Source organism: Mycolicibacterium austroafricanum, from assembly GCF_000612725.1.
GTDB classification, from domain to species: Bacteria; Actinomycetota; Actinomycetes; order Mycobacteriales; family Mycobacteriaceae; genus Mycobacterium; species Mycobacterium austroafricanum.
The window spans coordinates 362,495-388,001 of sequence record NZ_HG964455.1 but is presented as its reverse complement, the minus strand read 5'-3'; the positions used below and the strand labels follow the sequence as shown (position 1 = coordinate 388,001).

Below are 25,507 nucleotides of genomic sequence, written 5' to 3'. Positions count from 1 at the left end.
GACATAGCAGAATCAACACCATGGCGGCCAACCCCAGAGCCGGTCAGCCGGCGCAGTCCGAAGACCTCATCGACGTCGCGGCGGTGGTGACGGCGTACTACACCGTCTCTCCCGACCCGGACAACGTGGACCAGCAGGTGACGTTCGGGACCTCGGGTCATCGCGGGTCGAGTCTGGACGCGGCGTTCAACGAAGCGCACATCCTTGCCACCACCCAGGCGATCGTCGAGTACCGCGCCGCCCAGGGGACCACCGGTCCGCTGTTCATCGGCCGCGACACCCACGCATTGTCGGAGCCGGCCTGGTCCACCGCGCTGGAGGTGCTGGCCGCCAATGACGTTGTGGCCATGATTGATTCGGCCGATCGCTACACGCCGACGCCTGCCGTCAGCCATGCCGTCCTGTCGTTCAACCGGGGCCGCGACTCCGGCAGTACCTCCTCCTCGCGTGCGGGCGACCTCGCCGACGGGATCGTCGTCACCCCCTCGCACAACCCGCCGCGCGACGGCGGGTTCAAGTACAACCCGCCCAACGGCGGACCGGCCGACACCGACGCCACGAGCGTCATCGCCAGACGGGCCAACGAAATCCTGCGCGACGGCCTCAAAGCGGTGAAGCGCGTCCCGCTGGCGCGGGCGCTGAACACCGCGCAACGTCACGACTATCTGGAGTCCTACGTCGCCGACCTGCCCAACGTCGTCGACCTGCACGCGATCAGCGCCGAGGGCATCCGCATCGGTGCCGACCCGCTGGGCGGCGCCAGCGTCGACTACTGGGCCGCCATCGCCGAACGCCACAACCTGCAGCTGACCGTCGTCAACCCGCTGGTCGACGCGACCTGGCGGTTCATGACGCTCGACACCGACGGCAAGATCCGGATGGACTGCAGCTCGCCCAACGCCATGGCCGGACTGATCCGGGCGGTGCGCTCCGACCAGGCGTCCTATCAGATCGCCACCGGCAACGATGCCGACTCCGACCGGCACGGCATCGTCACACCCGACGGCGGGCTGCTCAACCCGAACCACTACCTGGCGGTGGCGATCGACTACCTGTTCACGCACCGCCCGGAGTGGGCGACCGGAACGGCGGTCGGCAAGACGGCCGTGAGCTCGTCGATCATCGACCGCGTGGTGGCCGGGCTGGGCCGCACACTGGTCGAGGTACCGGTCGGCTTCAAGTGGTTCGTCGACGGGCTGATCGGCGGCTCCATCGGCTTCGGCGGCGAAGAAAGCGCCGGGGCGTCGTTCCTGCGGCGCGACGGTTCGGTGTGGACCACCGACAAGGACGGCATCATCCTGGCGCTGCTGGCGTCGGAGATCCTCGCGGTGACGGGTTCCACGCCGTCGCAGCGGTACGCGGAGCTGGCCGGGAAGTACGGCGCTCCGACCTACGCCCGCATCGACGCCCCGGCCAACCGGGAGCAGAAGGCGCGGCTGGGCAAGCTGTCGCCCGAACAGGTGACCGCGACCGAGCTGGCGGGTGAGCCGATCACCGCCAAACTCACGACCGCGCCCGGCAACGGTGCGCCGCTGGGAGGGCTCAAGGTCACCACGCAGAACGCGTGGTTCGCCGCCCGGCCGTCGGGCACCGAGGACGTCTACAAGATCTACGCCGAGTCGTTCCTCGGCGCCGATCATCTCGCCGAGGTGCAGGACGCCGCCCGCGAAGTGGTGACGAAGGTCATTTCGTGAGGCCGGTCGGTCCGTGACGTCGCACACGGAGGGCGAGTGTCCAGGTGCGGACGCGAGGAGCAATTCCGGCACTGCGGACGCGAGGAGCAATTCCGGCACTGCGGACGCGAGGAGCAATTCACAATCCGCGACGAAGCAGCCGCTGCCCCGTGAAGTGTGGGTGCTGGTAGCCGCCAACTTCGTGGTGGCATTGGGATACGGGGTGGTCGCCCCGGTGTTGCCGCAGTACGCCCGCCACTTCGGCGTCAGCATCAGTGCCGCGACGTTCGTCATCACCGCGTTCGCGGTGATGCGTCTGGTCGGGGCCCCGCCGGCGGGGATGCTCGTGCAGCGGCTGGGGGAGCGGCGGGTCTACATCAGCGGCCTGATCATCGTCGCGCTGTCCACCGCCGCGTGTGCCTTCGCCGAAACATATTGGCAGCTACTGCTTTTCCGGTCGCTGGGCGGGATCGGCTCCGCGATGTTCACGGTGTCGTCGCTGGGGCTGATGATCCGTATCTCGCCGCCCGACGCGCGCGGCCGGGTCGCCGGGCTGTTCTCGTCGGGGTTCATGGTCGGCTCGGTGGGCGGACCCATCCTGGGCGCGCTGACCGCCGGATTCGGGCTGTCGGCGCCGTTCCTGATCTACGGTGCGGCGCTGCTGGTCGCCGCGACCGTCGTGTTCGTCAGCCTTCGTCATTCGACGGTGGTCGGGCAGCAGGACGAGGACCCGGAGGAGCCGGTGCCCTTCCGCACGGTGTTCCGGCACCGGGCCTACCGGGCGGCGCTGTTCTCCAACTTCGCGACGGGCTGGGCGTCGTTCGGCCTGCGCATCGCGCTGGTGCCGCTGTTCATCGTGGAGGTGCTGGGTCAGAGCCCCGGCGCGGCCGGTCTGGCGCTGACCGCGTTCGCGGTCGGCAACATCTCGGTCGTCATCCCCAGCGGCCATCTGTCGGACCGGCTGGGACGCCGCAAGCTGATGATCTTCGGCCTGACGCTGGCGGCGGCGTCCACCGCGCTGGTGGGCTTCACCACGTCGCTGCCCGTGTTTCTGGTGGCGGCCTACATCGCCGGGGCGGCCACCGGCATCTTCGTCTCCCCGCAGCAGGCCGCGGTCGCCGACGTGGTGGGCAACAAATCGCGGGGCGGGACGGCGGTGGCGACGTTCCAGATGATGGCCGACTTCGGCTCGATCGGCGGATCACTTTTGGTCGGGCTGATCGCGCAGTACACCTCGTTCGGGTGGGCCTTCCTGATCAGCGGCGTCATCCTCGCGGTGGCGGCGGTGGGGTGGATCTTCGCTCCCGAGACCCGGCCGCGGGCGTCCACCGAGCACACGCAGGCCCGTCCGCTCGGCCCAGAGGCCGGCGGTGAAGTGCCGTGACCAGCGATTTTGAGCGGCAACCCCTCGTGGTGTAATTTCGATGAGCACGACAAGGGGCTATGGCGCAGTTGGTAGCGCACCACACTGGCAGTGTGGGGGTCAGGGGTTCGAATCCCCTTAGCTCCACTCCTTTTGGCAGGTGGTCTGCGGTCATTGCCGGCTCGGCCTGAAGCCGAAACCGTCGCTCTCACGACACCTTTGACGCCGGTTGCCCTTCGACGCAACGGCCACACCCGGACACCGAGCGGCCGATCACACTCGAACCCCCATCTGAATCAGGCGGTCCTCGACCAGCGCGTAGAGGAACTCCTGGCCGCGGGCGTCGAACCAGATGACGTGTGTTCGTAGACCTTGCGGCTGAGGCGAGCCGGGAGACTTCGACCATGGGCACACCCCAGCCGTGTTCGCGCCGCACGTGGACGATCTGGTTCCCCGGTGTGCAGAAGAGGCCGACGATCAGGGCTTTCGTATGTCTTTCCCCGCGATCGGTGACTTTGGCCTCTAGGTCGGAACGTTCGCTGACCGAGACGATCAGGCGACGAAGGTCGAGCTATCGCGGTCACGAGGGCGTGCGTGGTGACCACCCGCCACGTGTCCGGCGATCCCTTCGTCGAGATGCTCGCCGTGGGGCGCGACGTTGCTCGTAGGCGCCGCTGCAGGGAGTAGCGCCGCTCGGGGGAGGGAATCACCGATGGACAGGCCCGACACTGGTGTGGCCCCGGAAGCGGAGGGGTTGGCACGATGGGGCCGCGCCGCTGTTGTGGTCGTGTTCGTCGTTGCTGCGTTGGACTGGGTGGGCTGGGCGAGCGGTGTCGAACAGCTGACGCGCATCTACCCGACCTGGCCGCAGATGACGCCCTGGAGTGCGCTGTGGCTGGCCGCATTGGGGGCGGCGATCCTGGTGCAATCGGGGCGGCCGTCGCGTACTCGGGTGTGGGTCGGGCGCGGTGTGGCCGCAACGGTGGGTGCCCTCGCCGTCGTGGTTCTCCTGGAGTATGCGATCGCCAGGTCGTTCGGCCTGGACCAGTTGTGGTTCGCAGAGGCAGTAGGCACGCTGCAATCGTCCTGGCCAGGGCGTCCGAGCCCGCAGACCGCATCGTCGGTCCTGTCCCTGGCCGCCGCTATCGGACTGGCGCGGCTGGATCGCCGCTGGGTTGGCCTGGTGTGGACGGTGTGCGTCGTGGGTGGCGGGTTCATCCCGTTGGTCGCAGTGGCGGCCTACTTCTTCGGCGCGATCGACTTGGTAGACGTCAGACCCTCAACCGGCATGGCGATCTCGACTGCCTTGGCTCTGCTGCTGCTTGTCGCGGCGACGTCGGTCGTGCGCACCGACCGACCGCCGCTGGCCTGGCTGCTCACCCGACCCGACCGGGGGGCGCTGGTCCGGTGGTACGGCCTAGCCCTCGGTTTTCCGATCCTGGTGGCGTTGTCACGGCAAGCATTCCTGGCCCTGGGCCGCAGCGAGAATGCGGCCTTTGCCCTCTCGGTATTGGTGTGCACCGTCTTTACCGTGTTGGTCGGGTTCCGCGTGCGCCACCAAGAGCAGAGTCTGCTCATCGAGAAGGAACAACTGAGCAGAGAACGCGCGGATGCTGAGAAGCGCTACCACATTCTCGCTGACAACGCTGTTGACATCATCGTTCACCTTCGCGGCCGCCAGATCGTGTGGGTATCGCCGTCGGTGGAGACCGCATTGGGGAGGCCGCCGCAGTGGTGGATCACCTCAGACTTCACAGGCCACATCCACCCCGACGACCTCGTCGCGATCGCAGCCGCGCTGCAGAAGATCACCGGCGGCGAATCGGTTCTGCAACGGTTCCGGGCCCGTGCCGCCGACGGTGAGTACCACTGGATCGATGGCCACGGGAAGCCCTACGTGGATGCCGACGGCAATCCCGATGGGCTGATCGCCGCCCTGCGTATCGCCGACGATCGGGTAGAGGTGGAACACCGACTCGAACGGTTGGCCCGATTCGACGCACTGACCGGACTGGCGAACCGTGCCGAGGCGCTGGACCGCCTTCAATCCGCTCTGGAGCACCCGCCGGCACCGGGAACACACCTGGGCATCTTGTTCTGCGACGTCGACCACTTCAAGGACATCAACGACACCTGGGGACACAGCGTGGGAGACACCGTGCTCACCACCTTGGCGGCCCGGATCCGCGAGTCTGTCCGCAAGGAAGACACCGTCGGCCGGACAGGGGGTGAGACGAGATACTCGTCGTACTGCCCGGCCTCCGCAGCATCGACGAGCTCGTCCGGATCGGCGAGAAAATTCGCTGTCGCACCGCCGAACCGATCCACGTCTCCGGGAACACGATCCACGCAACCCTGAGCATCGGTGCCGCCATCGCCCTCACCGGAGAGCCCGCTTCCTCAGTCACGGCCAGGGCCGATGCGGCCATGTACCAGGCCAAGTCTGGCAGCAGGAACGCAGTCATCCTGGTCGACCCAACCCAGCAACACGATCGTGAGTCCGGTGATCCCGCCGTTCGCTCGCGGGGGACTGTCTGAATACCGGTGGATCTGGTTCTGGTCTGACACGCCAAGTGTGAGCTCGGCGGGAAGGACTGACGATGTCAGAAACACTCGAATCCATGGCGATCGACGTGGATCACAAGCAGCTCGCCGAGCGGCCGGGGATCAGCAGCGTCGGCCAAGAGGGCGGCAACTGGCGAGCTGAGCAACGCCGTCGTCCCTTGCCCGGCGGATAGGAAACCCTTGCTTTCGGGCGTCGTGTTCTGGCTTCCCGGCGATTACGCAGCCGCTTGCGGCGCACGACTATTGCTGCAGCGGGAAAAACCGGAGACGGCCGAAAGATCGGCAGACCACATACAGACCCGCGGTGAACGGCCAAACGACCAATTCGCGCCCGCCCCAGGGCAGCACGACCTGACAGGAACGATCATGAACACCACTTCCAAGAACCGTGTGGGTTGGCAAGGCCGGACCGCGGCCGCCATCCTGGTGGCCGCGGGTACGGCCGCCGTCGGCCTGCTCACGCCCGCATCGGCGCAGGCTGCCGATCAGTACATCGCGTTGGCGCTCGGATATGTCAACGAGAATCCGCCCGTCACGATGGCAGGCGGTTCGTCCATCGCCGGCAGCCAAGATCAGGCCGCCCAGGGGGCACTGACGAACTGTTCCAACAACGGCGCCGGTCACTGCGTGACGGTGGTCATCGCCACCAACGAGTGCGCGGCGGCCGCCTCCAACAACTACGGCGAAGAGGTCGGGGCATCAGGTCCGACGATCGCTGCCGCCTCGAGTAGCGCGTTGGCCAAACTGCAGAACCAGACAGGTGCGAAGGTGATCGTGTCGGGATGCTCGAATGGGAACACCCCGCCGCCGCCGAACGATCCGCCACCGCCACCGCCGGCGCCGAAGCTGGGTCCGACGGTGTCGTTCGACACGGTTGTGGGTGGCCTGGTCGCTCACATCACGGATCGCAGTGGGGTGTCGTCGCAGTGCACATACACGGCGGACAACTTCAACCGTGCATTCGCCTTACCCGCGAACTCCCAGTACGACCTACGGATCGTCCCGGCGGTTCCGCGGTTCAAGAATTGGAACGTCAACATCGCCTGTGACAACGGAACCAGCACGGCGACAACGACATACTTCTGACCGACGGTTCTGACAGCCGAATCCGCCCGGACCGTGACGCTACGGTCCGGGCGGTCTTCGGCTGTTGCGGTGATCGATCAGGCTGCGCACCAGAGAAGCCTCTTCGTTTCAACCGATCCACCCACGAAACGAGCAGTCCACGGAATCGGTCGCGCCGGTCAGGGTCGGGTAGGTTCACAGCGAATCAACACGAGACCGACGCAGCATCTACCGAAAGCCATCATGTCCGAGGACCAGAGCACCGACGTTCCGCCAAATCACCTCTCCATCGATCCGAACAGCCCGTTCTATGACCAAGAGGCGCTCCTCCGCGACGTCGGCATCCGCTTCAACGGCGCCGAGAAGACCAATGTCGTCGAATACGACGTGGCCGAGGGTTGGGTGCGTGTCGAAGTGCCCACCGCCAAGGATCGTCGCGGGAACCCTATGGTTGTGAAGCTCAGCGGCACCGTTGAACCGTATTTTCGCCTGGCGAAATAGCGGATGCCGGGATGATCGGCCGTTGCGCCGCCGGCTCTGCTGAGCAGATGCACAGCAATTCGGGGACGTAGCCTCGATCCTCGGGTAGCTTGCGCTGCATGCCCTTGGAGCTGGCCGCGTTCGTCCGGACGACTCTGCCGCTCGACCTCAGCGCGCTGGACGCCCTCGATGATGGTCGCTACCAGTCCATTTGGCTGCCCGATCACCTCGTGGGCTTCTGGCCGGACTCGATCTGGTCGCCGGAGTTCACCGACCTCGCCGAGGTTTCGCCGTCGCCGCACCGCTACCTGGACGCCCTCACCCTCGCCGGTGCCGTCGCGGCCCGCACGACACGCACCCGGATCGCCACGAGCGTCCTCGACACCGTCCGCCGCCACCCGGTGATGCTGGCCCAGTCGGCGCTGACCCTGAGCCATCTCTCGGACGGCCGGTTCATCCTGGGGCTCGGTGCCGGCGAGCGCGAGAACCTGGCTCCGTACGGCTTCGACGACCATCGCACGGTGAGCCGGTTCGCCGAGGCGCTGCGGCTGATCCGGCTGCTCTGGGGCGCCGACGGGCCGATCGACTTCGCCGGGCAGCACTTCAGGCTGGAGCATGCCCGGCTGGACGCCGAGCTTCACCACACCGGCCCGCCACCGGTCTGGATCGGCGCCAACGGCCCCCGCATGCTGCGATTGGTCGGGGAACTCGGCGACGGCTGGTGGCCGACGGGCAGCGCCGGACCCGAGACCTATGCCGGCCAGCTGGCACGCATCCAGGAGGCGGCCGAACAGGCCGGACGGGACCCGCAAGCGATCACGCCGGCGAAGATGGTGGTCTGCCTCATCGGCGAGCCCGACGAACTGCGCGAGATTCTGCAACGTCCGCTGGTGAAGTCGCTGGTGCTGCAACTGACGGCCGACGCACTGACAGCCGCCGGTCACCGCCATCCGATGGGGGAGCACTGGCGCGGCATCCAGGACATCGACCCGCGCGCGCTGACCCGCGACAGGTTGCTCCGGCTGTTCGAGCAGGTCGACCCGGCCGCGATCCTGTCTGTTGTCCCGCACGGCACACCGAAGCAGGTCGCCGCGCAGATCGCCGAATTCGGCGAGGCGGGTGCCCGGGTCGTGTCGGTGCTCGACTACAGCGGCATGGCCGGGCAGGCCTACGCCGCCGAGTCGGCACGCAAGGTTCGCGAGGTCGAGGACATACTGCTGCAGCTCACAGGAAGCACGCCATGACAGTTCTGGACGCCGACGTCCTCATCGCCGACGCGCGAGAATCGACCGGGCTCACCGACTTCGGTGACGACACCCTTCCCGGCCGCGTGGCGCTGGTCGTCGACAGGTTGAACAGTGCTGTGCTCGACGGCACAGGTTCGCGGGCAGCCGCACGCACGATCGGCGGACTGCTGACGAGCCGCCTGCGCTTCATGGCCGACCACGCATGCCTACCCCTTGCGGCGGAACGAATCACGGCCCCGCTCTTCGCCACAGGTGAGCCGCGGTCGGGCACCACGCTGCTGCACGCCCTGCTCGCCGAGGACGAGGACTCGCGGGCACTGCGCTTCTGGGAGGTCATGTACCCCTCGCCGCCGCCCGGACCGGCCGTCGCCGACGACCCACGCCGCGCGCAGGCCGACGAAGACTGGCGGGAGATCCTCGGCCGCATCCCGCCGTGGATCGTCAGCCACCCCTACAACGATCTGCTCGGTGCCGGGCTGCCCGAGTGTGAGCGCACGTGGGCCTTCGACTTCCGCGCGATGAACCCGAGCGCCTGGTGGCGAGTTCCCGTGAAAATCCAGAACTTTCCGCAGGACCATCAGGCGCAGTACGCCCTGCATCACATGATGCTGCAGCACATCCAGTACACCCGCCCGCCGAAGCGCTGGGTGCTCAAGGGGTTTCACGGCCGACGCCTGCGCGCGCTCTTCGGCGCCTACCCCGACGCCCGCATCGTCTGGGTACACCGCGACCCCGTGCAGGTGCTCGCCTCGCAGATCGTGGCCTTCGGGCAGATCAACGAGAGCCTGGCCGGGACGCTGGACTGGACTCAGTACGCCAAAGACACGATCGAGGGGTCGCGGGCCAACTTCCACGCTTACCTCACCGACCCGCTGGTGGACGACCCGCGCATCCACCACGTCCGCTACCGCGACTTCGTCGCGGACCCGGTCGGCGCGATCGGGGGCTTCTACGAATTCGCCGGGCTGCCGTTCCCGGCACAAGCCGAGAAGGCGATGCGCGAGTACCTCGTCACCAACCGTGGCGACCGGTACGGCAAGTTCACCTACTCCACCGATGTGTTGCCGGTGCCGGTGCAGCAGCTGCACGACGAATTCGCCGACTACCGAGACAGGTTCGGCATCGACGTCGAGACGAGGCGCTGATGGCGTTCGGTGACAGCGACGACGACGCGGCATTGCGCGCGGCGTGGCACGACTTCTGCGATCGGCTCAAAGCGGCGGGGGATCTGGCCTTCAAGGACACCTCGCCGGCGAATGCCCTGCAGCGCGCCGACGCGTTTCGTTACCTGACACAGAACCTCGGGCAGGCCTACGATCTCGCCCTGGAGACGAAGAACACCCGTTATCCGATGATCCACCCGTTCTGCGGGCCGACCCGCAAGCTCGGCGGCGACAACGCCGACTTCGTCTATCTGCAGGCGTGGATCGACGGCGCATCGACGTACCGGATCGCGGGCAACCGGGGCTCGGCGCGTTTCATCAACTTCACCGTCCAAGGGCCGCGACCCGAGGAGGACGTGTACTACGGCGCCGATCACCCCAACCTGCATGAGCCGTTCGGCGATACCCCCGAGGCGAACATCACCGGCGACGACCTGATCACCGAGCCCGACGGTAGCTTCGTTCTCTACATCGGTGGTGCACCGCGAGAACCGAATTGGCTGCCGACCACCCCGGGTTCGCGAAAGCTGTTCATGCGGCAGGGTTTCGACTCCTGGGCCGAGCGGTCGGCGCAATTCAGCATCGAGCGCATCGACATGGATGAGCCACGTCCCGTGCCGACCCCGCAGGATCTGATCGCGTCGATGCAGTGGGCTGGCGACTTCCTCACCGGGGTGATGACGGACTGGCCGGACCGCGAGCTGGAGATCGGTTCGCTTTTCGGTGAGCCCGAGCCGAACGTGTTTCCCGGTGCGCGCTTCGCAGGCACGGCCGAGCAACGCGATGCGCGCCGCGGCCGGCTCATCGTCACCATGCCGTGGCGCCTCGGGCCGGACGAAGTGTTGATGTTCGAGTTCGCGGACGACGGGGAGTTCTGGATGCTGACCAACATGGGCGCGTTCTGGAACAGCATGGATTACCTGTACCGACCGGTGAGCTACACGCCGAGCAGATCGGCGGTCGACTCCGATGGACGCGTACGAATGGTGCTGGCGCACAACGATCCTGGTGTACACAACTGGATCGACACGCAAGGTTTCGGGGAGGGCTACCTGACGATGCGCGTCATCGGGAGTCGACACCTGCCCGAAGTCAGCACCACGGTCGTCACTCGGGCTGAGCTGGACACCGTGCTGCCGGCCGACACCCGGCGCGTCACGCCCGGGGAGCGGGCCGGGCAACTGCACGCACGATTCGACGCCATCCGCCGCAGGTACAGGATTTGAACATGGACTCGAATCTCGAGACGCTCGCCGCGTCGGCCTTCGACAACGTCTACCACGTGGGCCACCTCGTCCCCGATCTGCTGCTGGCCATGAAGACGCTCGGCGAGGCCATGCAGATCATCTGGGCGCCACCGTTCGAGATGCGTAGCGGCTTCAGCCGCCCGGACGGGTCCGCCGACGATCAGGCGGTGCGCATCGCGTTCTCCACGTCCGGTCCGCCCTATCTGGAGCTGATCGAGGTCGTCGCTGCCGCGGACTCGATCTTCGCTGAACCGAAGCTCGGCGGCATGCACCACGTCGGCTACTACGCACAGCGCTGGCGTGACGACGTCGCGCGGTTGCAGGACGACGGCTGGGATCTGGAGCGCACGGGTGCAGGCGTCGCATTCCTGCGCGGTCCGCGCAGCGGCCTTCGGGTGGAAGTGGTGAGCTTCAAGGGCCGCGACTTCCTGACCCGGGTGCTCGACGGCGAGATGGCAAGGCAATACCCCCTGACCGAAACCCCCCGGACCATGCGCCCGTGACCGCGGTCGCGCACACCTCGTACGGAACGCTGCGCGGCGATGCGAGCGGGTCCGGCTCATGTGGAGACGTCGTCGCTTTTCGTGGTGTGCCCTACGCAGCGCCGCCGACGGGCGCGCGTCGTTGGCGCCCACCGCAACCCGTGACCAGTTGGGCAGGCGTGCGCGACGCGGTCGGGTTCGGGGCGATCGCCCCGCAGGACATCTCGCCCGAGCGGCTGGCCAAGCGTGGCCTCACCATGAGCGAGGACTGTCTCACGCTCAACATCTGGACGCCGGCGGCCGACGACAACCGAAGACCCGTGCTGGTGTTCCTGCACGGCGGCGGGCAGACGCAGGGTCACGGATCCGCTCCGCTGCTCGACGGTTCGCGACTCGCCCGGCGCGGCGACATCGTGGTGGTGACGATGAACTTCCGGCTCGGTGTGCTGGGTTCGCTCTACGCGCCTGACTGGCATGGAGCCGGTTCCACCAACCTGACACTGCGCGATCAGAGGCACGCTCTGCAATGGGTGCGTGAGCAGATCGCCGCGTTCGGCGGCGACCCCGGCGCCATCACGGTGGCGGGCCAGTCCTCCGGTGCGATCGCGATATCGGCCTTGCTCGCCGGAGGGTGCGACCTGTTCGACCGCGCGATCCTGCAGAGCGGCGGCTTGGAACGCGTCCGTTCCACGGCGGCTGCATCGTCCGTGGCCGCGCAGCTCCTCGCGACCGGCGCCCTCACGCGCGGCGAGGAACCAGGTGTCGAGGAAATCCTTGCCGCCCAACGCTGCATCGACCCCGGATTTGTTCCGCCGCAGGGCCCGTTCCATCCCTGCATAGACGGCGACGTCATCGCCGAGCATCCGTTGGTGGTCGCGCGGACGCGCGCCATGCCGGCGATCCCCGTCCTCGCCGGAACGACGCGTGACGAGTGGCGAGTCTTCGACGCGGCGCTGGATGAGGGCGTCTTCACCGAGCAGTACGTGCGGGACAGGGCGCACGCACTCGCCGGGGATGGTCACGACGCCGGCGCGGTGGTGGCGACGTACTGCGCCGACCACCACAAGCTTCGCGATGCCGCCAGCGCGATGGTGACCGACTACCACTTCACCGCGCCGACCGAGCAATTCATCCGGGCACACGCCGAGCGCGGCAACACCGTGTTCCGCTACGAACTGCAGTGGCCTTCTCCGCGTGCCGGATTGGGGGCATGCCACGATTCGTGCCTGCCCTTGGTGTTCGGCAACTTGGACGCTGCACCTGCGCTGGCCGGCGACGACGAAGCAGCTCGCCACATGCCGGATGCGGTTCAGTCGCTGTGGCTGGAATTCGTTCGCGGGCACGAGCCCTGGGAACGTTACGACGGTGCCGGCGGGCCCACGATGCTGCTCGGCCCCGAAACGGGAATCGCCCGCGGCCACCGCGCAGAGCAACTCGCGTTCTGGGAGAACCGCTATCCCGCCTATGGATGAGCGATTTGGCGACTTGCGCGCGCCGGCGAACCTGGTCAGCGTGAACAAGGCGGCGGCAAGACGACGCCGTCGACAGGGGGAGCCGGCGGCCAGACGACACCGGCGCCAGGGGGAGGCGGCGGCAAGACGACGTCGATCGGCGAGACGGCTTAGCTCATCGGTCTGGCCGGCAAGCGCATCCTCGTTCACGGGTTTGAGAGCCCGCGGCGGTCAGGCCGCTTGGTTGTCTGGTGGTGCAGGGCCGCCGGGTTCGCCGGGATTGTCGGCCGGCTGTGGGGCGCCTGGCTGGGCGTCGCCGATCTCGTTACCTTCGGCCGGCTTGGCCGACGCTGCAATGTCGTTGTCGCTGTGAGGTTCTGGTTGCTCGGGTGGGCGTAGGAGTCGTTCGGGGCGGTGGTAGTTGTTGATTCGGGCTTGGCCGGTGTCCAGTGGCGGTGGGGGAATCCATTCGACCTCGCAGCGCTCGTTCATCTGGGTGGTCCAGCCGCCGTTGTTGTCGACGCTGCGGTTGTCGGGCCCACACGCGAGGCCGAGTTCGTCGACGTTGGTGTTACCACCCTTGGCGAAGTCAGCCTCCACATGATGACCCTGACAACCGTAAGCCCCCACAGTGCAGCCCGGTTTGGTACAACCCCCGTCGCGAGCAATCAACATGATCCGCTGCGCCGCCGACGCGACCCGCTTGGCGCGGAACAGATCCAACGCTGATCCGGTGGCCCGGTCGAACACCGCCAGGTAGTGGTGGGCGTGGCCGGCCATCCGGATCACCTCGGCGATCGGCATCACCGTGCCCCCGCCGGTGACACCGACCCCGGCGCGCGATTCCAGGTCTTGCAGGGTGGTGCGGATGATCACCGACACCGGCAACCCGTTGAGCTGCCCCAACTGTCCGCTCATCAGTGCGATACGCCCGCCGGCGAGGAGCGCGTCGTGCTGGCGCTGGGCCAGGCTGCGCTGATCGTGGTCGATCTGGGCCTGTGACGGCGTCCCCGAGGTACACGGCTCAGGATCGTCGGGATTACACATCCCGGGGGCGGCGAACTTGGCGAAGATCGCCTCCCACACCGCCCAGGCTTCCGGAGTCAACGTCGCCGACACGTCGACCATGCCGTCCTCGCGCTGCTTGTGTTTGGTGACCCCACGCTTGCGCGCGCGTTCGCGCTCGTCGGGTTCGGGTCCGTCCTGATCGAGCAGGAACAACGTCCGATCCGCGGAGTCTTTGAGTTCTTTGGGGCCGTTGCCGACGGCGTTGCGGACCAGATCGACCTCGATGCGTTCCCGCGTCGTGGTGTCCACAAAGCCCGGCACCTTGGCCATGGCTTTGCGGATCACCTCGACATGCTCGGCGTTGATCAGCCCGTGGGCTTGGGCGGTAGCAGTGGCGGGCAGCGCCGGCGGCAACGCTTCTCCGGTCATGGCTTGGCGTGGCGCCAACACCGCGGCCTCGGTGAGCCGGCGATGCGCCTCGCTGGTCGAGATCCGCCAGCGGACTGCCAGGACTTCTTTCCAGGATTTGGCGCCCATCTGGGGCGGTGTCGTCTCGGCCTGCAACCGCGCCAACAACCGGTAACTCAACGCGGGCAGTCGACACCCCAGGGTTTCGAGCTCATCAAGGGCCGCAACGAGATCGGGCCGAGTCAGCAGGTCGACATCACACGCCGCCATGTCGTCGAACGCAGCGCGCAGCGCGGTGACCGCGGCCTGTACGTCGCTTCCCGACATAGCTCGAACATACATTCGACCACCGACAAAAAGGGCCGCTGTCGGCTGTTATCTCTCAGGACATCGGTGACAGTTCTGCATCAAGACATCGGTGACACTTCGGTGGGTCTTGGTGGTGACACTTCTGCGCCGAAGCTGCGGTGGTGGCAGTCGATGAACCTATCGATCCACGCGTCCGCCTCGCGATCTCACAGTGGCCCGATGACGCGCCCCGTGGTTTCAGCTTCGGACAGTGCCCTCGCTGTCCTCACGGATGGTCGGGCGGGAGTGCTCCTCGAGCGTGCGGGTGCCCCGTCTGTACAGCGCCCAGCCGGCGGCCACCAGAAGTGCGCCGAAGATCAGGAATCCGATGTCCCACGACAGCGGGGCACCGAGGTCGTCGCGCACGTGGTGAACACCGAGGATTTGGTGATCGATCAAACCCTCGACCACGTTGAAGATCCCCCAACCCGCGAGCAGCAGCCCGACCTGGAACGGCCAGGTGGGCGCCAGCCGACGTCGCCGCCAGGCAACGACGGTCATCGTGGTGCCGGCCCACACCAGCAGCCAGGTTGCCACGTGAAAGAAGCCATCGGCCAGGACATTGACTTCCAGCCCTGACAGCGTGTCCATCGGATACTCATCGACGTGGCTGACCATGTGGTGCCACTGGAGGATCTCGTGCAGGACGATGCCGTCGACGAAGCCGCCCAGGCCAAGGCCGAGCAGCAGAGCCGGTGCGACGCTGGGTTTCCTCGGCTCGACGGAGGAGTCACTCTTTGATGTCGCCATGGCCGCGCGCATACCCGCCGACCAGCGGGACAAACACCGAGGACTTCGGCCCCTACCGACACGTGAGCGGCCAAGCCCAGACTGAAGGCGCGACGGTCCCGATGCCGTCACGGACCTCAGAAGTGAAGGAAACGGTATGAACCGCGAAGTGTGCAAGTTCCTCTCCGGGTCGTTCGGTGCGTTGGCGTATGTGCACGCGGCCTATGCCGTCGCCACCTCGCGCGGCATCATCAACGAGCCCGTGTTCCTCGGCAGGAGATGGGGTGTCGGCTACATGTGGACCGAGGCCGCCGTCTATTCCGCCGCCGGTTTGGCATTCGGATACCTCGGCTGGATCTCCAAACATCAAGCCCACCAGCAGAAAACGGCCACCTCTGTGACTGCCGAGCAGAATGGCCGGCCCGTGCCCGTCGGCGCTCCGACCTGACCGGTTCAACCGGAGAGGCGGGAGTGGGCCTCAGTCGAAAAGGGATGCAGCGTGCACCGGCCGGGGTATAGCCGCGTCCTCTGGGACGCGCGGCGCATCCGCCGTGACGGACGAGCGGGCATCGACCGGCGCCAGCGGCAGCGGCTGCGCGAGATCGTCGCTTACGCACGCGCGCACTCCGCCTACTACAGCCAGATCTATCGCGATGTGCCGGAGTCGATTTCGGCGATCGGCCAGCTGCCGGTGGTCACCAAGGCCGAGCTGATGGGCCACTTCGACGGCTGGGTGACCGACCCCGCGGTGACCAGAGCCCGCGTCGAGGAGTTTCTCGCCGATCCCGGCAACGTCGGCCGCGACTTCCTGGGCCGCTACGTGGTGTGCACGACGTCGGGGGCGACCGGCATACCCGCGATCCTCCTGCACGACCATTTCGCGTTGGCGGTCTACAACGTGCTGGGTTACGCCCGGTCGCTGCCGGTGGCACTGCTGTCGCCCCGGAAGGTGTGGGAGCTGCTGCGCGGGCGTGGCCGGATGGCTGCGGTTTTGGTCACCGGCGGGCATTTCCTGGCCAACACGATGATGGCCCGACGCATCCGCAAGGTGCCGTGGCGGGGCCGAATGCAGCGGATCTTCTCGGCCATGGCCCCGGTCGCCGAACTGGTCGCCGACCTCAACGATTTTCAGCCGGTCATCCTCGGCGGCTATCCCAGCGCGCTTGTCACCTTGGCCTGTGAACAGCGAGCCGGCCGGTTGCGCATCCACCCCATGATGATCAGTGCGGCGGGGGAATCGCTGCCCGCGGCGAAACGCCGGCTGATCAGTGCGGCGTTCGGATGTCGGGTCGGCAATTACTACGGAACCTCGGAAGCCGTCGGCCTGACCTACCAGTGCGCCGCGGACCGACTGCACGTCAACAGCGACTGGTACATCCTCGAACCCGTCGACGAACACAACCGCCCGGTCCCGGCCGGGCAGCTCTCGGACGGCGTGCTGGTCACGAACCTGGCCAACAGGATTCAACCGATCATCCGCTACCAGCTCGGTGACCGGGTCACCGTCGACCCCGAGCCGTGCCCCTGCGGCAGCGCCTTCCCGTCCATCGAGGTGGTCGGCCGCACCGACGACACCCTGGTCTTTGCGACGCCTGAAGGTACTGAGGTGCGGATCCTGCCGCTGGCCATCGCCACTGTGGCCGAGGAGACCCCGGGAGTGGCCGGGTGCCAGCTGATCCAGCGAGCGCCGACGATTCTCACTGTTCGGCTGCGCGTCGAACAGCCCGACGACGACCACGCGGTGTGGGCGGCGCTGCGAGAACGCTTGGCGTTCTTCCTGTCTGCCCAGGGGGTCACCACCGCCACGATCGAGAGAGCCGACGAACCACCCGCGCCGCATCCCCGCAGCGGGAAGTTCCGGCAGGTCTACTCGGAGGTTGCACACAGAACGCAGTAAAACTAAAGGCATGAGGTATTGACGACGTCGGCGGGCCTGCATAGCCTACGGGGTCGGGGCTGCGGTTGCGCTGGCGCGGCGAGCAGGCTCCGAAACCGATTGTGGAGGTCACAGGGTATGACGCAGAGTATCGACACCGCCCGACTGTTCATCGGCGGAGCGTTCCGTGGTGCGGCCAAGACGGTTCCGGTCATCGAGGCGGCCACCGGCGAGGTGCTCGCGGACGGTCCGTGCGCCACTGTCTCCGACATCGACGACGCGGTGGCCGCTGCGCATGGCGACGCCGCAACCCAATGGCGAAACGCGACCGTCGCCGAACGGGCGGACGGCCTCAAACGCTTCGCGGCGGCACTGCGCGCGCGGGGACAGGACACCGCGAGGTTGGTCAGTCGCGAGAACGGCATGCCGATCACGTTGTCGCGCGTCGTCAACGGCGTCTTCCCGTCGGTGTTGGTCGGCTACTACGCGAAGCTGATCGCGGATTGGGAGGCCGAGGAGGTTCGCCCGGCGCTGGTCGGTCACACCATCGTTCGGCGCGAACCGGTCGGTGTGGTCGGTGCCATCACTCCGTGGAACTACCCGCAGGCGCTGGCCATCATGAAGATCGCTCCGGCGCTGGTGGCGGGATGTCCGGTGGTACTCAAGGCCGCTCCCGAGACGGCTTTGGACGCCCTGGTTTTCGCCGAGGCCGCCGAGGAGGCCTGCCTGCCGCCCGGAGTGTTGAATGTCGTGCCCGGAGACGCTGCCGCGGGTGCGCACCTGGTGACTCACCCCGGTATCGACAAGGTGGCGTTCACCGGCTCCACGAACGCCGGGCGGGTGATCGGCGCCGAATGCGGTCGATTGATCCGGCCGGTCACCCTTGAGCTGGGCGGTAAGAGTGCGGCGGTGATCCTCGACGACGCCGACCTGGATTCCACCATCGAAGGCCTGCGCACCGCATCGTTCGTCAACAACGGGCAGACCTGCCACCTCAGCTCGCGCATCCTGGTGCCGAACACCAGGTATGCCGAATTCGTCTCCGCGATAGCGGAGTTGGCCAACAGCCTGACCGTCGGAGATCCGCTCGACGACGCCACCGAGATCGGCCCGCTGGTCAGCGAGCGTCAGCGCGAACGGGTTCTCGACTACATCCGGATCGGGCGGGAGTCCGGCGCACGACTGGTCGCCGGTGGATCGGTGCCCGCCGGACTGTCGCGCGGCTGGTTCGTCGCTCCCACCGTCTTCGCCGATGTGGACAACAGGGATCGACTTGCGCAGGAAGAGATCTTCGGCCCGGTGATCACGATCACCGGGTACGACGACGACGCCGAAGCGGTGCGGCTGGCCAACGACACCGAGTTCGGGCTGGCCGGGACCGTCTGGTCGCAGGACAACGCGCGGGCCACCGAGATCGCACGGGCGATGCACACCGGCTCGGTGGGCGTGAACCACTACCAGCTCGACATCCAATCCCCGTTCGGCGGAGTCAAGTCCAGCGGCCTCGGCCGCGAGCTGGGGCCGGAGGGTCTGGACGCCTACCGCATCACGAAATCGATCTACCGGGCAGACCCGCTCCCCAGTTAGACGCGAGCACGACGGTCAGCGGGCCTTGCTGAATCGGGCGGCCACGTCGCGGTATTCATCTCGGATTGCGGGCTTGTCCAGCTTTCCGCTGGGCAGGCGCGGCAGCGGGTCCGCACGCAGCACCACATAGCGCGGCACCTTGTAATCCGACAGCTGCTCCTCGCAGTGGGCGATCACCGCCGACTGGTCGAGCGCGCCCTCGGCCGCCGTGATGATCGCCGCCGGTGTCTCACCCCAGCGCTCGTCGGCGACGGCGATGACGGCCACCTCCGCCACTCCAGGAAGCTTGCCGATCACGGTCTCCAGTTCCACCGGTGAGATGTTGATCCCGCCGGAGATGATGAGATCCTTCTTCCGGTCGACGAACCTGACGCGGCCCTCGACGTCGCTGGTTCCGATGTCCCCGCTGTGTAACCAGCCGTCACGGATCGCCTCGGCGGTCGCGGCGGGGTCGTTCCAGTACCCCGGGGTGACCAGGGGGCCGCGCACCACGATCTCACCTTGCTCGCCGGGTCCGGCCAGGGTGCCGTCCTCGTGCATCACCCGGACCTCGGTGAAGATCGACCCGCTGCCGCAGGAGTCCGGGTGCTCCAGCGCTTCGGATTTCAGCGTGGCCGTCGCGACGCCGCCGGCCTCGGTCATGCCGTAGATCTGGCGCAACATGACGCCTTTGGCGGCCCAGCGGTGCAGCAGATCGACAGGCACCGCCGCCCCGCCGACGATCGCCGTCTGCAGCGAGCTGAGGTCGGCGGTTTCGAACTCGGTTGCCCGGGAGAGAGATTCGAAGATGACAGGCACTCCGAACAACGCCTGCACGCCGTGCTGCTCGATCAGGGTGACCGCGCGCGACGGATTCAACTCGGGCTCGACGATCAGCGAACCACCCAGCACGGTGGTCATCAGCAGCCCGTAAACCAATCCCGGCGTGAAGGCCAACGGCAACACCAGGAGTGCAACGCTTCCCGGCCGGAAGCCGTCCTCGGTCAGGGTGTTCTCCAGGACGATGTTCAGCAGGGTCTGCGTCGTCAGGATCACCCCCTTCGACAGGCCGGTGGATCCGCTGGTGAAGATCACCGCAATCGGATCGTCGGCGGGACGCTCGACGCTGAAGTCGTCCGGAGCGCCGACCCGCAGACGGTCGACGACGTCGAAGTCGAGGACCGCGAAGGGCTGCCCCAGCGCTGCGGCCCGCTCGGCGGACTCGCGATGCGACGGGTGGGCAATCACCAGGGTGATACCCGCGTCGTCGGCGACCTTGCGGATCTCGGCGGGTTTGAGCCGCGAGTTCAGCGGGACGAGCACGGCACCCGACTTGATGACCGCCAGGGCGGCCGCCGGCCACTGAATCGCGTTCGGCGACAGCAGGCCGACGCGGTCACCGGGCGCGACTCCACTTTCGGCCAATCGGCGGGCCAGCCGGCCCGACCAGTGGGCGAGTTCGCCGTAGGTCGTCGTGTCGTTGCCGACGTGCACCGCGGGCTGGCCACCTTTGGTGCGCGCCCACCAGCTCAGTGCGGACCCCACGGTGGCGGCCATGTTCCTCCTTCGACGTTGACGATGTGGCGGGAATCAGACCGTCGCCGCAGAGCCGAACACCGTCGAGCTGACCAGCGGTGCCATCGGTCCTCCGATGAGCAGCGAGACGTCGGCGCCGGTGACCGGATTGGCCGATCCTCCCCGGATCTGCCGGACAGCCTCCACCACCAGCCCGATCCCGTGGACGAAGCCCTCGGCGATGTTGCCGCCGGCCGTATTGATCGGCAGCGACCCGCTGGGCACGGTGAGATTCTCGACGGTGAGGAAATCGCCGGCGGCGGGACCGGGCGGGCAGAGGCCATGGTCGATCATCGCAGCCACGGCCGGCCCGGTGAAGTTCTCGTACACCTGAGCCACATCGACCTCTCCGGGCCCCACTCCAGCGTCGTCCCACAGTCTGGCGACGAGGGCGGGATGGAAGCCGGCCGAGGTGTAACGGTCCTCGTTCTCAACGGAATCGGTCCAGCCGGCGGCTGCTCCCTGCACACCCGCCAGGATCGCCGCGGGTCGACCCTGATAGTCACCGGCACGGTCCGAGGAAACCACCAGAACGGCGGCTGCACCATCGTTTTCCCGGGAACAGTCGAACAGGCGCAGCGGCTCGGAGATCATCCGGCTGCCTTCGTAGAGCCGGTGGTCCAGGGGTTTCCCGTAGGCCACCGCGCGAGGGTTCCGTTGGGCATGCTGGTATCCCGCCAGCGCCACCGCCTCGAGTGCCGAGCGCGGCACGCCGTCCACCTCCATCAGGCGTTGGGTCCGCAGAGCGCATATCTGCGGGGGTGCCAGCACACCGTGTGCGGTGTACAGCGACCCCAGGTGCCCCTTGGCGAAGGCTCGCCGGCCGTCGTCTGCTTCGCTGAGCCCCCGGTAGACGGCGACGCAACTGGCCTGGCCGCTGTAGACCGCCGCGGCGGCGTTGTTGACGGCGGCGGCGATACCGCCGCCGCCACCGCCCCAGACCTCGCTGGACCACCGCACCTCACGCACACCCAGCGCCGCGGCGATGGCCAACCCCTCATTGGCGTCGCCGCCGTAGGACACGAATCCGTCGACGGCGCGCGGGTCTGCGCCCGCGTCCCGGCAGGCCCGCAGGATGGCCTGCAACACGAGTTGGGCCGAGGTCATCGGGCTCGTGCCACGTCTGAAGTAGTCGGTGGTACCGACGCCGACGACCGAGGTGGCGCCGCGGAACCCGGTCACGAGGTCGTCCCTTCCAGATGCCATCGCACGAGTGGCCAGTGCTCATCGTCGGGCGGTTGCTCTATCTCGCCGCGGACCGTGCTTCCGATTGTCGGTGTGACCCCATCGGCGTCTGCCAGCACGCCCAGTACCCGTCGTGCGCCTGCGTGCGGCAACTCGACGAGCACCACGACGTAAGGCAGATGGCCGGTGCTCTCCTTGGTGAAGGCCTGCCAGGTCCGCGTCCAGGAGTAGACGGTGCCGACCGGTTCGACCTGCTCCCAACGCATGTCGAACTCATGGCAGGTGGGACAGATCGGGCGCGGGGACCAGGCCCAGGTCCGGCACGCAGAGCAGCGTTGCAGCAGCATCCTGCCGTCCCGCAGCGCGTCCCAGTGCGGTGTGTCCAGTCCGTCGGCGGACGGTCCGGTGAGGTCCATCCACGGGGGAGTGTCGGGGATGTTGCGAACGCTGAACGTCCGCCAGATGCCTTCGGCATCCCGGACCCAGCGGCTGCGCAGCTCGAACCACGAATCGTCTGGTTTCGTGTACCGGATCACGGCGTCGAAATAGCCGTCGTCGACGTCGGCGATCGACTGCACCTCGGCTCCCTTGAGGGGCGTGGGTACATCGGCCGACGCGATCAGCTGGCCGATGCGATCGGGTGAGAAGTCGGCCAGTACCGCGGCGTTGTCCCCAGCGGCAACCGATTTACCATGGGCCGCAACGATACCGGCCAAATCTGCGGGCACCGAGGGATCGGTGCGGGTCATCGATGTCCACCTATCTGATAGCGCACGTCTGTGCGGTCGTGCTGGAAGCCCGAAAGTCGACACGGGTTCACCCAACCGGCGTCGTCGGAGTCGAGGTGGATGACGATGCCGGTGCGGCCCGCTTCGTGTGCCAGGGCGGCGGCACCCTCGAGTAGAGCCCGCCGACTCCGCCCCGACGCGGTCGGTGCGGCGCGGAAGGCGCTGATCGTGGCGCATTCGCCGAACTCCTCGGACAGCAGCGGAGTGAGGTCGAGGCCGATCACACCGGCCACCGTGCCGACTTCGCGCAGGGCGTAGGCCTGTGTGGCGGGAAAATCGGACGCCCACCCCAGGTCGTTCAGGGCCTCCGGCGCGATCGGATCCAAAACCGTTGCGGCAGAGATGGACTGAGCGGAATCGGTCGAGCGGATCAGTTTCCAGACGCGGTCGGTGCGGGGGATGAGGAACCGGTTGCTGAGCCTTCCGGCCGCCGGATGGTTGCCCTGCGCCCAGGACGTCACCTCGCGCGCGCCGGTGCCGAGCCATCCACCGGGTCCCGCGGTGTCGATCCCGACGCGTTCGAGCAGCAGCGTGGTGATGCCGATGGACCGCAACCGCGGCTCGATCACGATCGACGCGTCGGCAGTGCCGTCGGCCTTGGTGACGAGCTGGAGCAGACCGGCGATCTGCTCGGGTCCCTCGCGGCCCCCCAGCGTGGTGGCATAGGGCAACATCCAGATCACCAGATGGTGCACCCGGGAGTCGGACCGCGACATCGCGTCAAGGACGTCTTCGATCGCTATCGTGGTGTACTCGGGCTCGGCGTCGTAACGCGCGGCGCGCTCCAGCAGGGCAGCCAACTCGTCGATCTCGGCGCCGTCGAGTTCTGTCCGCCATTCGTACTTGATCATCGACAGTTACGTAGTTGTCGCCACGCCCCCGGCGAGCAGCTTCTTGGTCTCGCGCCGGAACACCTGGTTGGCGGTCTCGTTGCGGCCGAGCAGCAGGTCGCCGGCGTCGGCGCTGGCCATGCCCCGCTGGGAATTACGCAGCAGCGGGAAGTCCTCGCTGTGCAGAACTGCCAGCAGGATCTCCCAGTTCTTGTCCCAGCGCTTGTTCCAGTGGGCTTCCTCCAGACCCGAGTCCTCCACGGTGGGCACCATCAACCGTTGTTCCATCCGTGACTTGGTCGGGTCCTGCTGGTCCGGCCGGAAGGTCAAGAGCTGGAAGTGATCCGGCTGGCGCAGCAGGGTGCTGTTGGGCAGCAGGAAGTGGGTTTCGGTCACGTAGGGGTCCAACGGGAGATCGCCGGGGTCCTCCTCGAGGAACCGGTCGATCGTCTTGCGCGGTGCGATGAACCGGCAATGCCTGCCGAAGTCTTCGAACGCCATCACGTTGGTGTGTATGACCTTGCCCGCGGTGTTGGGATGGGCATACTGGATGTGGTAGCCGTCGAGGAACGCGTCCTGCATGATCTTCCAGTTGGTCGGCTCCTCGAATCCGGCCGAGCGTGCGCAGACCAACTTGTCGAGGTGGTAACCGGCCAGAATGGCGTCCATCTCCGGACCGAGCCACGCGGCCACGTCGATGGTCTCGTGGGCGTTGTCCACCAGCCAGATGAACCCGTGCCGCTCCTCGCATGGCAGCTCGATCAGTCCGTGCCGCTCGCGTTCGATGTCGCCAAAGGTGTTGTCCCTGGTAACCATTCGTAGCGAGCCGTCGGGATCGTAGGACCACCGGTGGTAGGGGCAGGAGAAGAACCGGCACCGGCCCTTCTCCGCCTGTTCGAGCAATGCTCCCCGGTGGCGGCACAAATTGACGAATGCCTTGACCCCACCGTCCTTCTGGCGCACCACGATGACGTTGTTCCGCGGCATCGCGACCGTGATGAAGTCATAGGTGCGGGCGATCTCCGACCCGTGCGCGACGATCGAGGGCACTTTGCCGAAGATCAGGTCCCGTTCCTGTTGGGCCAGGACAGGATCGGTGAATTCATCGGCCGAGAAGCTGACGACGTCTTCGAACTTGTCGGTGGTCTCGCGGCGCAGAAGCTCCAGGGCGCGCCGGATGCGGTCCTGGCGGGGAGGTGATGTCGTCACCGCTACCTCATTTCTCAGGGGTGAACGTGATAGGCATGCGCGCACACCCGCGGACCTGGGTGGAATGGAACACCGGCGGATCGCTGTCCACCAGGGCGTAGTCCGGGATCCGGCGGTGCAGCTCCTCGAGCGCGATCTTGAGTTCGATGCGGCCGAGATGTGATCCCAGGCAACGATGTACGCCTGCACCGAAGGACAGGTGTCGGTTGGGGGAGCGGTTGATGTCCAGTACGCCGGGGTCGGTGAACTGCTCGGCGTCCCGATTGGCCGAGCACAGCGTCAGGATCAACTGGTCGTCCTTGGCGATCCGCACACCGCCGATCTCGACGTCACGAGTGGCGCGGCGGCCCGGAATCACCGCGGCCTCGATGCGCAGGATCTCCTCCACCGCCTTCGGCGTGAGCTCCGGATCGGCAATCAACGCGGCGCGCTGTTCGGGGTTCTTCGACAGGTGGGCGATCGTCCAGGTCAGCGAACCCTGGACGGTGTGCAGGCCGCCCATCAACAGCAGGAAGAACATCCGGAACAGCTCTTCGTCGTTGAGCAGTCGCGTGCCGTCGGAGAGTTCGACCTCGGTGTGGATCAGCGCCGACGTGGCATCCTCGCCGGGGTTGGCGCGCCGCTCAGCGATGACGTTGTTGAAGTAGCCGGCGACGGTCATCGCGGCCATCATCATCGCCTGGTCCGATTCTTCCTTCGTGCCACCGGGCTTTCCGAACAGGATCGTATCGGTCACCTCGGTGAACATCGGCGCATCCGACAGCGGCCAATCCATCAGGGAGAGGAAGACGCGCGCCGGCAGTTCGTGAGCGAACGCGGAGACGAACTCGGCTTCACCCTTGGGTGCGAACGCATCGATGAGTTCGTTGACCTGAACCCGGATGTCGTCGGCCAGCTTCTTCATCCGCTGCGGGCTGAACAGCGGCTGCAGCGCGTGCCGGTAGGAGGTGTGGTCGGGCGGATCGAGCTCCAGTGGGATGAAGCGGCCGAAATCGGCCGGAGTGACCAGGTTGTTCGGGTAGCTGGAGAACGTCTCGGCATCGGTCAGGATGTCGTAGATCTCCTGGTAATGGGTCACGATCCAGTGCCCGCCATGTGCGGTCGAATAGACGATCGGGCCCTTGGCGGCCAGTTCGGCGATCTTTTCCTGCATCCTGTCGACGGGATGGGCGAGTGCGGCGTCGTACACATCGAAATCCACCAGAAGCTCGGCGGGAACCTTTTCGACAGTGGTCATTTGATCTGATCT

23 protein-coding genes and 1 tRNA gene are annotated in these 25,507 nt (G+C 67.0%); 16 read left to right on the top strand and 8 right to left on the bottom strand.

Annotation, left to right across the window (positions count from 1 at the left end; all coding sequences use genetic code 11):
* Positions 1-20: 20 nt before the first annotated feature.
* The 13 genes from pgm (at position 21) to BN976_RS21925 (ending at position 12,757) form a co-directional block, all read left to right on the top strand.
* Positions 21-1,694, top strand: coding sequence for a phosphoglucomutase (alpha-D-glucose-1,6-bisphosphate-dependent) (gene pgm, locus BN976_RS21975; RefSeq protein ID WP_036373880.1), 1,674 nt, complete (start codon positions 21-23; stop codon positions 1,692-1,694).
* Positions 1,695-1,854: 160 nt separating this feature from the next.
* Entirely contained in the window at positions 1,855-3,057 is a 1,203-nt protein-coding gene (locus tag BN976_RS21970; RefSeq protein WP_235622103.1) for an MFS transporter, read from the top strand.
* Positions 3,058-3,110: 53 nt separating this feature from the next.
* Positions 3,111-3,183, top strand: a tRNA-Ala gene (locus tag BN976_RS21965).
* 565 nt (positions 3,184-3,748) lie between these two features.
* Entirely contained in the window at positions 3,749-5,395 is a 1,647-nt protein-coding gene (locus BN976_RS21960; protein WP_235622102.1) for a diguanylate cyclase domain-containing protein, read from the top strand.
* Positions 5,287-5,574 (top strand): diguanylate cyclase domain-containing protein, encoded by a 288-nt coding sequence (locus BN976_RS34465; RefSeq protein WP_322787923.1) that lies wholly within the window; start codon positions 5,287-5,289, stop codon positions 5,572-5,574. Before BN976_RS21960 ends, BN976_RS34465 begins: the two co-directional genes overlap by 109 nt.
* 62 nt (positions 5,575-5,636) lie before the next feature.
* Positions 5,637-5,774 (top strand): hypothetical protein, encoded by a 138-nt coding sequence (locus BN976_RS33880; RefSeq protein ID WP_158498040.1) that lies wholly within the window; start codon positions 5,637-5,639, stop codon positions 5,772-5,774.
* Positions 5,775-5,967: 193 nt separating this feature from the next.
* On the top strand, positions 5,968-6,687 hold the full coding sequence (locus BN976_RS21955; RefSeq protein WP_036373874.1) for a DUF4189 domain-containing protein: 720 nt from the start codon (positions 5,968-5,970) through the stop codon (positions 6,685-6,687).
* Positions 6,688-6,909: 222 nt separating this feature from the next.
* The gene (locus tag BN976_RS21950; protein ID WP_036373871.1) at positions 6,910-7,167 is read left to right on the top strand and encodes a DUF3297 family protein; all 258 of its coding nucleotides are present in this window, start codon (positions 6,910-6,912) and stop codon (positions 7,165-7,167) included.
* A gap of 98 nt (positions 7,168-7,265) precedes the next feature.
* Positions 7,266-8,390 (top strand): LLM class flavin-dependent oxidoreductase, encoded by a 1,125-nt coding sequence (locus BN976_RS21945; RefSeq protein WP_036373868.1) that lies wholly within the window; start codon positions 7,266-7,268, stop codon positions 8,388-8,390.
* A complete protein-coding gene (locus tag BN976_RS21940; RefSeq protein WP_036373865.1) occupies positions 8,387-9,538 on the top strand; it encodes a sulfotransferase family protein in 1,152 nt (383 codons plus the stop codon). Before BN976_RS21945 ends, BN976_RS21940 begins: the two co-directional genes overlap by 4 nt.
* Entirely contained in the window at positions 9,538-10,782 is a 1,245-nt protein-coding gene (locus BN976_RS21935) for a DUF1214 domain-containing protein (protein ID WP_036373863.1), read from the top strand. The genes BN976_RS21940 and BN976_RS21935 overlap by 1 nt, the downstream gene beginning before the upstream one ends.
* Before the next feature lie 2 nt (positions 10,783-10,784).
* The gene (locus BN976_RS21930; protein ID WP_036373860.1) at positions 10,785-11,306 is read left to right on the top strand and encodes a VOC family protein; all 522 of its coding nucleotides are present in this window, start codon (positions 10,785-10,787) and stop codon (positions 11,304-11,306) included.
* Positions 11,303-12,757 (top strand): carboxylesterase/lipase family protein, encoded by a 1,455-nt coding sequence (locus tag BN976_RS21925; protein ID WP_036373857.1) that lies wholly within the window; start codon positions 11,303-11,305, stop codon positions 12,755-12,757. The genes BN976_RS21930 and BN976_RS21925 overlap by 4 nt, the downstream gene beginning before the upstream one ends.
* A gap of 210 nt (positions 12,758-12,967) precedes the next feature.
* Here the strand turns inward: BN976_RS21925 and BN976_RS21920 are convergent, their stop codons facing one another.
* Both BN976_RS21920 and BN976_RS21915 read right to left on the bottom strand, forming a co-directional pair.
* A complete protein-coding gene (locus tag BN976_RS21920; RefSeq protein ID WP_036373853.1) occupies positions 12,968-14,494 on the bottom strand; it encodes an HNH endonuclease signature motif containing protein in 1,527 nt (508 codons plus the stop codon).
* 204 nt (positions 14,495-14,698) lie between these two features.
* A complete protein-coding gene (locus BN976_RS21915) occupies positions 14,699-15,250 on the bottom strand; it encodes a DUF2243 domain-containing protein (RefSeq protein ID WP_036374276.1) in 552 nt (183 codons plus the stop codon).
* Between the two features lie 136 nt (positions 15,251-15,386).
* On the opposite strand from BN976_RS21915, the gene BN976_RS21910 reads away from it, so the two are divergent.
* The 3 genes from BN976_RS21910 (at position 15,387) to BN976_RS21900 (ending at position 18,692) form a co-directional block, all read left to right on the top strand.
* Entirely contained in the window at positions 15,387-15,677 is a 291-nt protein-coding gene (locus tag BN976_RS21910) for a hypothetical protein (protein ID WP_051558536.1), read from the top strand.
* 51 nt (positions 15,678-15,728) lie between these two features.
* Positions 15,729-17,126, top strand: a complete 1,398-nt coding sequence (locus BN976_RS21905; RefSeq protein ID WP_036373850.1) for a phenylacetate--CoA ligase family protein — start codon at positions 15,729-15,731, stop codon at positions 17,124-17,126.
* 117 nt (positions 17,127-17,243) lie between these two features.
* Positions 17,244-18,692, top strand: a complete 1,449-nt coding sequence (locus tag BN976_RS21900) for an aldehyde dehydrogenase (RefSeq protein ID WP_036373848.1) — start codon at positions 17,244-17,246, stop codon at positions 18,690-18,692.
* Positions 18,693-18,707: 15 nt separating this feature from the next.
* Here the strand turns inward: BN976_RS21900 and BN976_RS21895 are convergent, their stop codons facing one another.
* Genes BN976_RS21895 through BN976_RS21870 form a run of 6 tightly spaced genes read right to left on the bottom strand, consistent with a single transcriptional unit; the run spans position 18,708 to position 25,495 of the window.
* On the bottom strand, positions 18,708-20,228 hold the full coding sequence (locus BN976_RS21895) for a class I adenylate-forming enzyme family protein (RefSeq protein WP_036373845.1): 1,521 nt from the start codon (positions 20,226-20,228) through the stop codon (positions 18,708-18,710).
* Positions 20,229-20,261: 33 nt separating this feature from the next.
* Positions 20,262-21,428, bottom strand: a complete 1,167-nt coding sequence (locus tag BN976_RS21890) for a thiolase C-terminal domain-containing protein (RefSeq protein ID WP_036373842.1) — start codon at positions 21,426-21,428, stop codon at positions 20,262-20,264.
* Positions 21,425-22,180 (bottom strand): Zn-ribbon domain-containing OB-fold protein, encoded by a 756-nt coding sequence (locus tag BN976_RS34710; protein ID WP_036373839.1) that lies wholly within the window; start codon positions 22,178-22,180, stop codon positions 21,425-21,427. The genes BN976_RS21890 and BN976_RS34710 overlap by 4 nt, the downstream gene beginning before the upstream one ends.
* Positions 22,177-23,070, bottom strand: coding sequence for a hypothetical protein (locus tag BN976_RS21880; RefSeq protein WP_036373836.1), 894 nt, complete (start codon positions 23,068-23,070; stop codon positions 22,177-22,179). The genes BN976_RS34710 and BN976_RS21880 overlap by 4 nt, the downstream gene beginning before the upstream one ends.
* Positions 23,071-23,076: 6 nt before the next feature.
* On the bottom strand, positions 23,077-24,258 hold the full coding sequence (locus BN976_RS21875) for an aromatic ring-hydroxylating oxygenase subunit alpha (protein ID WP_036373834.1): 1,182 nt from the start codon (positions 24,256-24,258) through the stop codon (positions 23,077-23,079).
* Positions 24,259-24,265: 7 nt separating this feature from the next.
* The gene (locus BN976_RS21870) at positions 24,266-25,495 is read right to left on the bottom strand and encodes a cytochrome P450 (RefSeq protein WP_036373832.1); all 1,230 of its coding nucleotides are present in this window, start codon (positions 25,493-25,495) and stop codon (positions 24,266-24,268) included.
* Positions 25,496-25,507: the final 12 nt, after the last annotated feature.

Bases quoted from the DNA above. Each gene is read 5' to 3' on its own strand.
- BN976_RS21915 (WP_036374276.1), bottom strand. From the start codon at position 15,250: ATGGCGACATCAAAGAGTGACTCCTCCGTCGAGCCGAGGAAACCCAGC.
- BN976_RS34710 (WP_036373839.1), bottom strand. From the start codon at position 22,180: ATGACCCGCACCGATCCCTCGGTGCCCGCAGATTTGGCCGGTATCGTT.
- BN976_RS21940 (WP_036373865.1), top strand. From the start codon at position 8,387: ATGACAGTTCTGGACGCCGACGTCCTCATCGCCGACGCGCGAGAATCG.
- BN976_RS21935 (WP_036373863.1), top strand. From the start codon at position 9,538: ATGGCGTTCGGTGACAGCGACGACGACGCGGCATTGCGCGCGGCGTGG.
- BN976_RS21880 (WP_036373836.1), bottom strand. From the start codon at position 23,070: ATGATCAAGTACGAATGGCGGACAGAACTCGACGGCGCCGAGATCGAC.
- BN976_RS21910 (WP_051558536.1), top strand. From the start codon at position 15,387: ATGAACCGCGAAGTGTGCAAGTTCCTCTCCGGGTCGTTCGGTGCGTTG.
- BN976_RS21930 (WP_036373860.1), top strand. From the start codon at position 10,785: ATGGACTCGAATCTCGAGACGCTCGCCGCGTCGGCCTTCGACAACGTC.
- BN976_RS21870 (WP_036373832.1), bottom strand. From the start codon at position 25,495: ATGACCACTGTCGAAAAGGTTCCCGCCGAGCTTCTGGTGGATTTCGAT.
- BN976_RS33880 (WP_158498040.1), top strand. From the start codon at position 5,637: ATGTCAGAAACACTCGAATCCATGGCGATCGACGTGGATCACAAGCAG.
- BN976_RS21955 (WP_036373874.1), top strand. From the start codon at position 5,968: ATGAACACCACTTCCAAGAACCGTGTGGGTTGGCAAGGCCGGACCGCG.
- BN976_RS21920 (WP_036373853.1), bottom strand. From the start codon at position 14,494: ATGTATGTTCGAGCTATGTCGGGAAGCGACGTACAGGCCGCGGTCACC.
- BN976_RS21960 (WP_235622102.1), top strand. From the start codon at position 3,749: ATGGACAGGCCCGACACTGGTGTGGCCCCGGAAGCGGAGGGGTTGGCA.
- BN976_RS21895 (WP_036373845.1), bottom strand. From the start codon at position 20,228: ATGGCCGCCACCGTGGGGTCCGCACTGAGCTGGTGGGCGCGCACCAAA.
- pgm (WP_036373880.1), top strand. From the start codon at position 21: ATGGCGGCCAACCCCAGAGCCGGTCAGCCGGCGCAGTCCGAAGACCTC.
- BN976_RS21945 (WP_036373868.1), top strand. From the start codon at position 7,266: ATGCCCTTGGAGCTGGCCGCGTTCGTCCGGACGACTCTGCCGCTCGAC.
- BN976_RS21950 (WP_036373871.1), top strand. From the start codon at position 6,910: ATGTCCGAGGACCAGAGCACCGACGTTCCGCCAAATCACCTCTCCATC.
- BN976_RS21900 (WP_036373848.1), top strand. From the start codon at position 17,244: ATGACGCAGAGTATCGACACCGCCCGACTGTTCATCGGCGGAGCGTTC.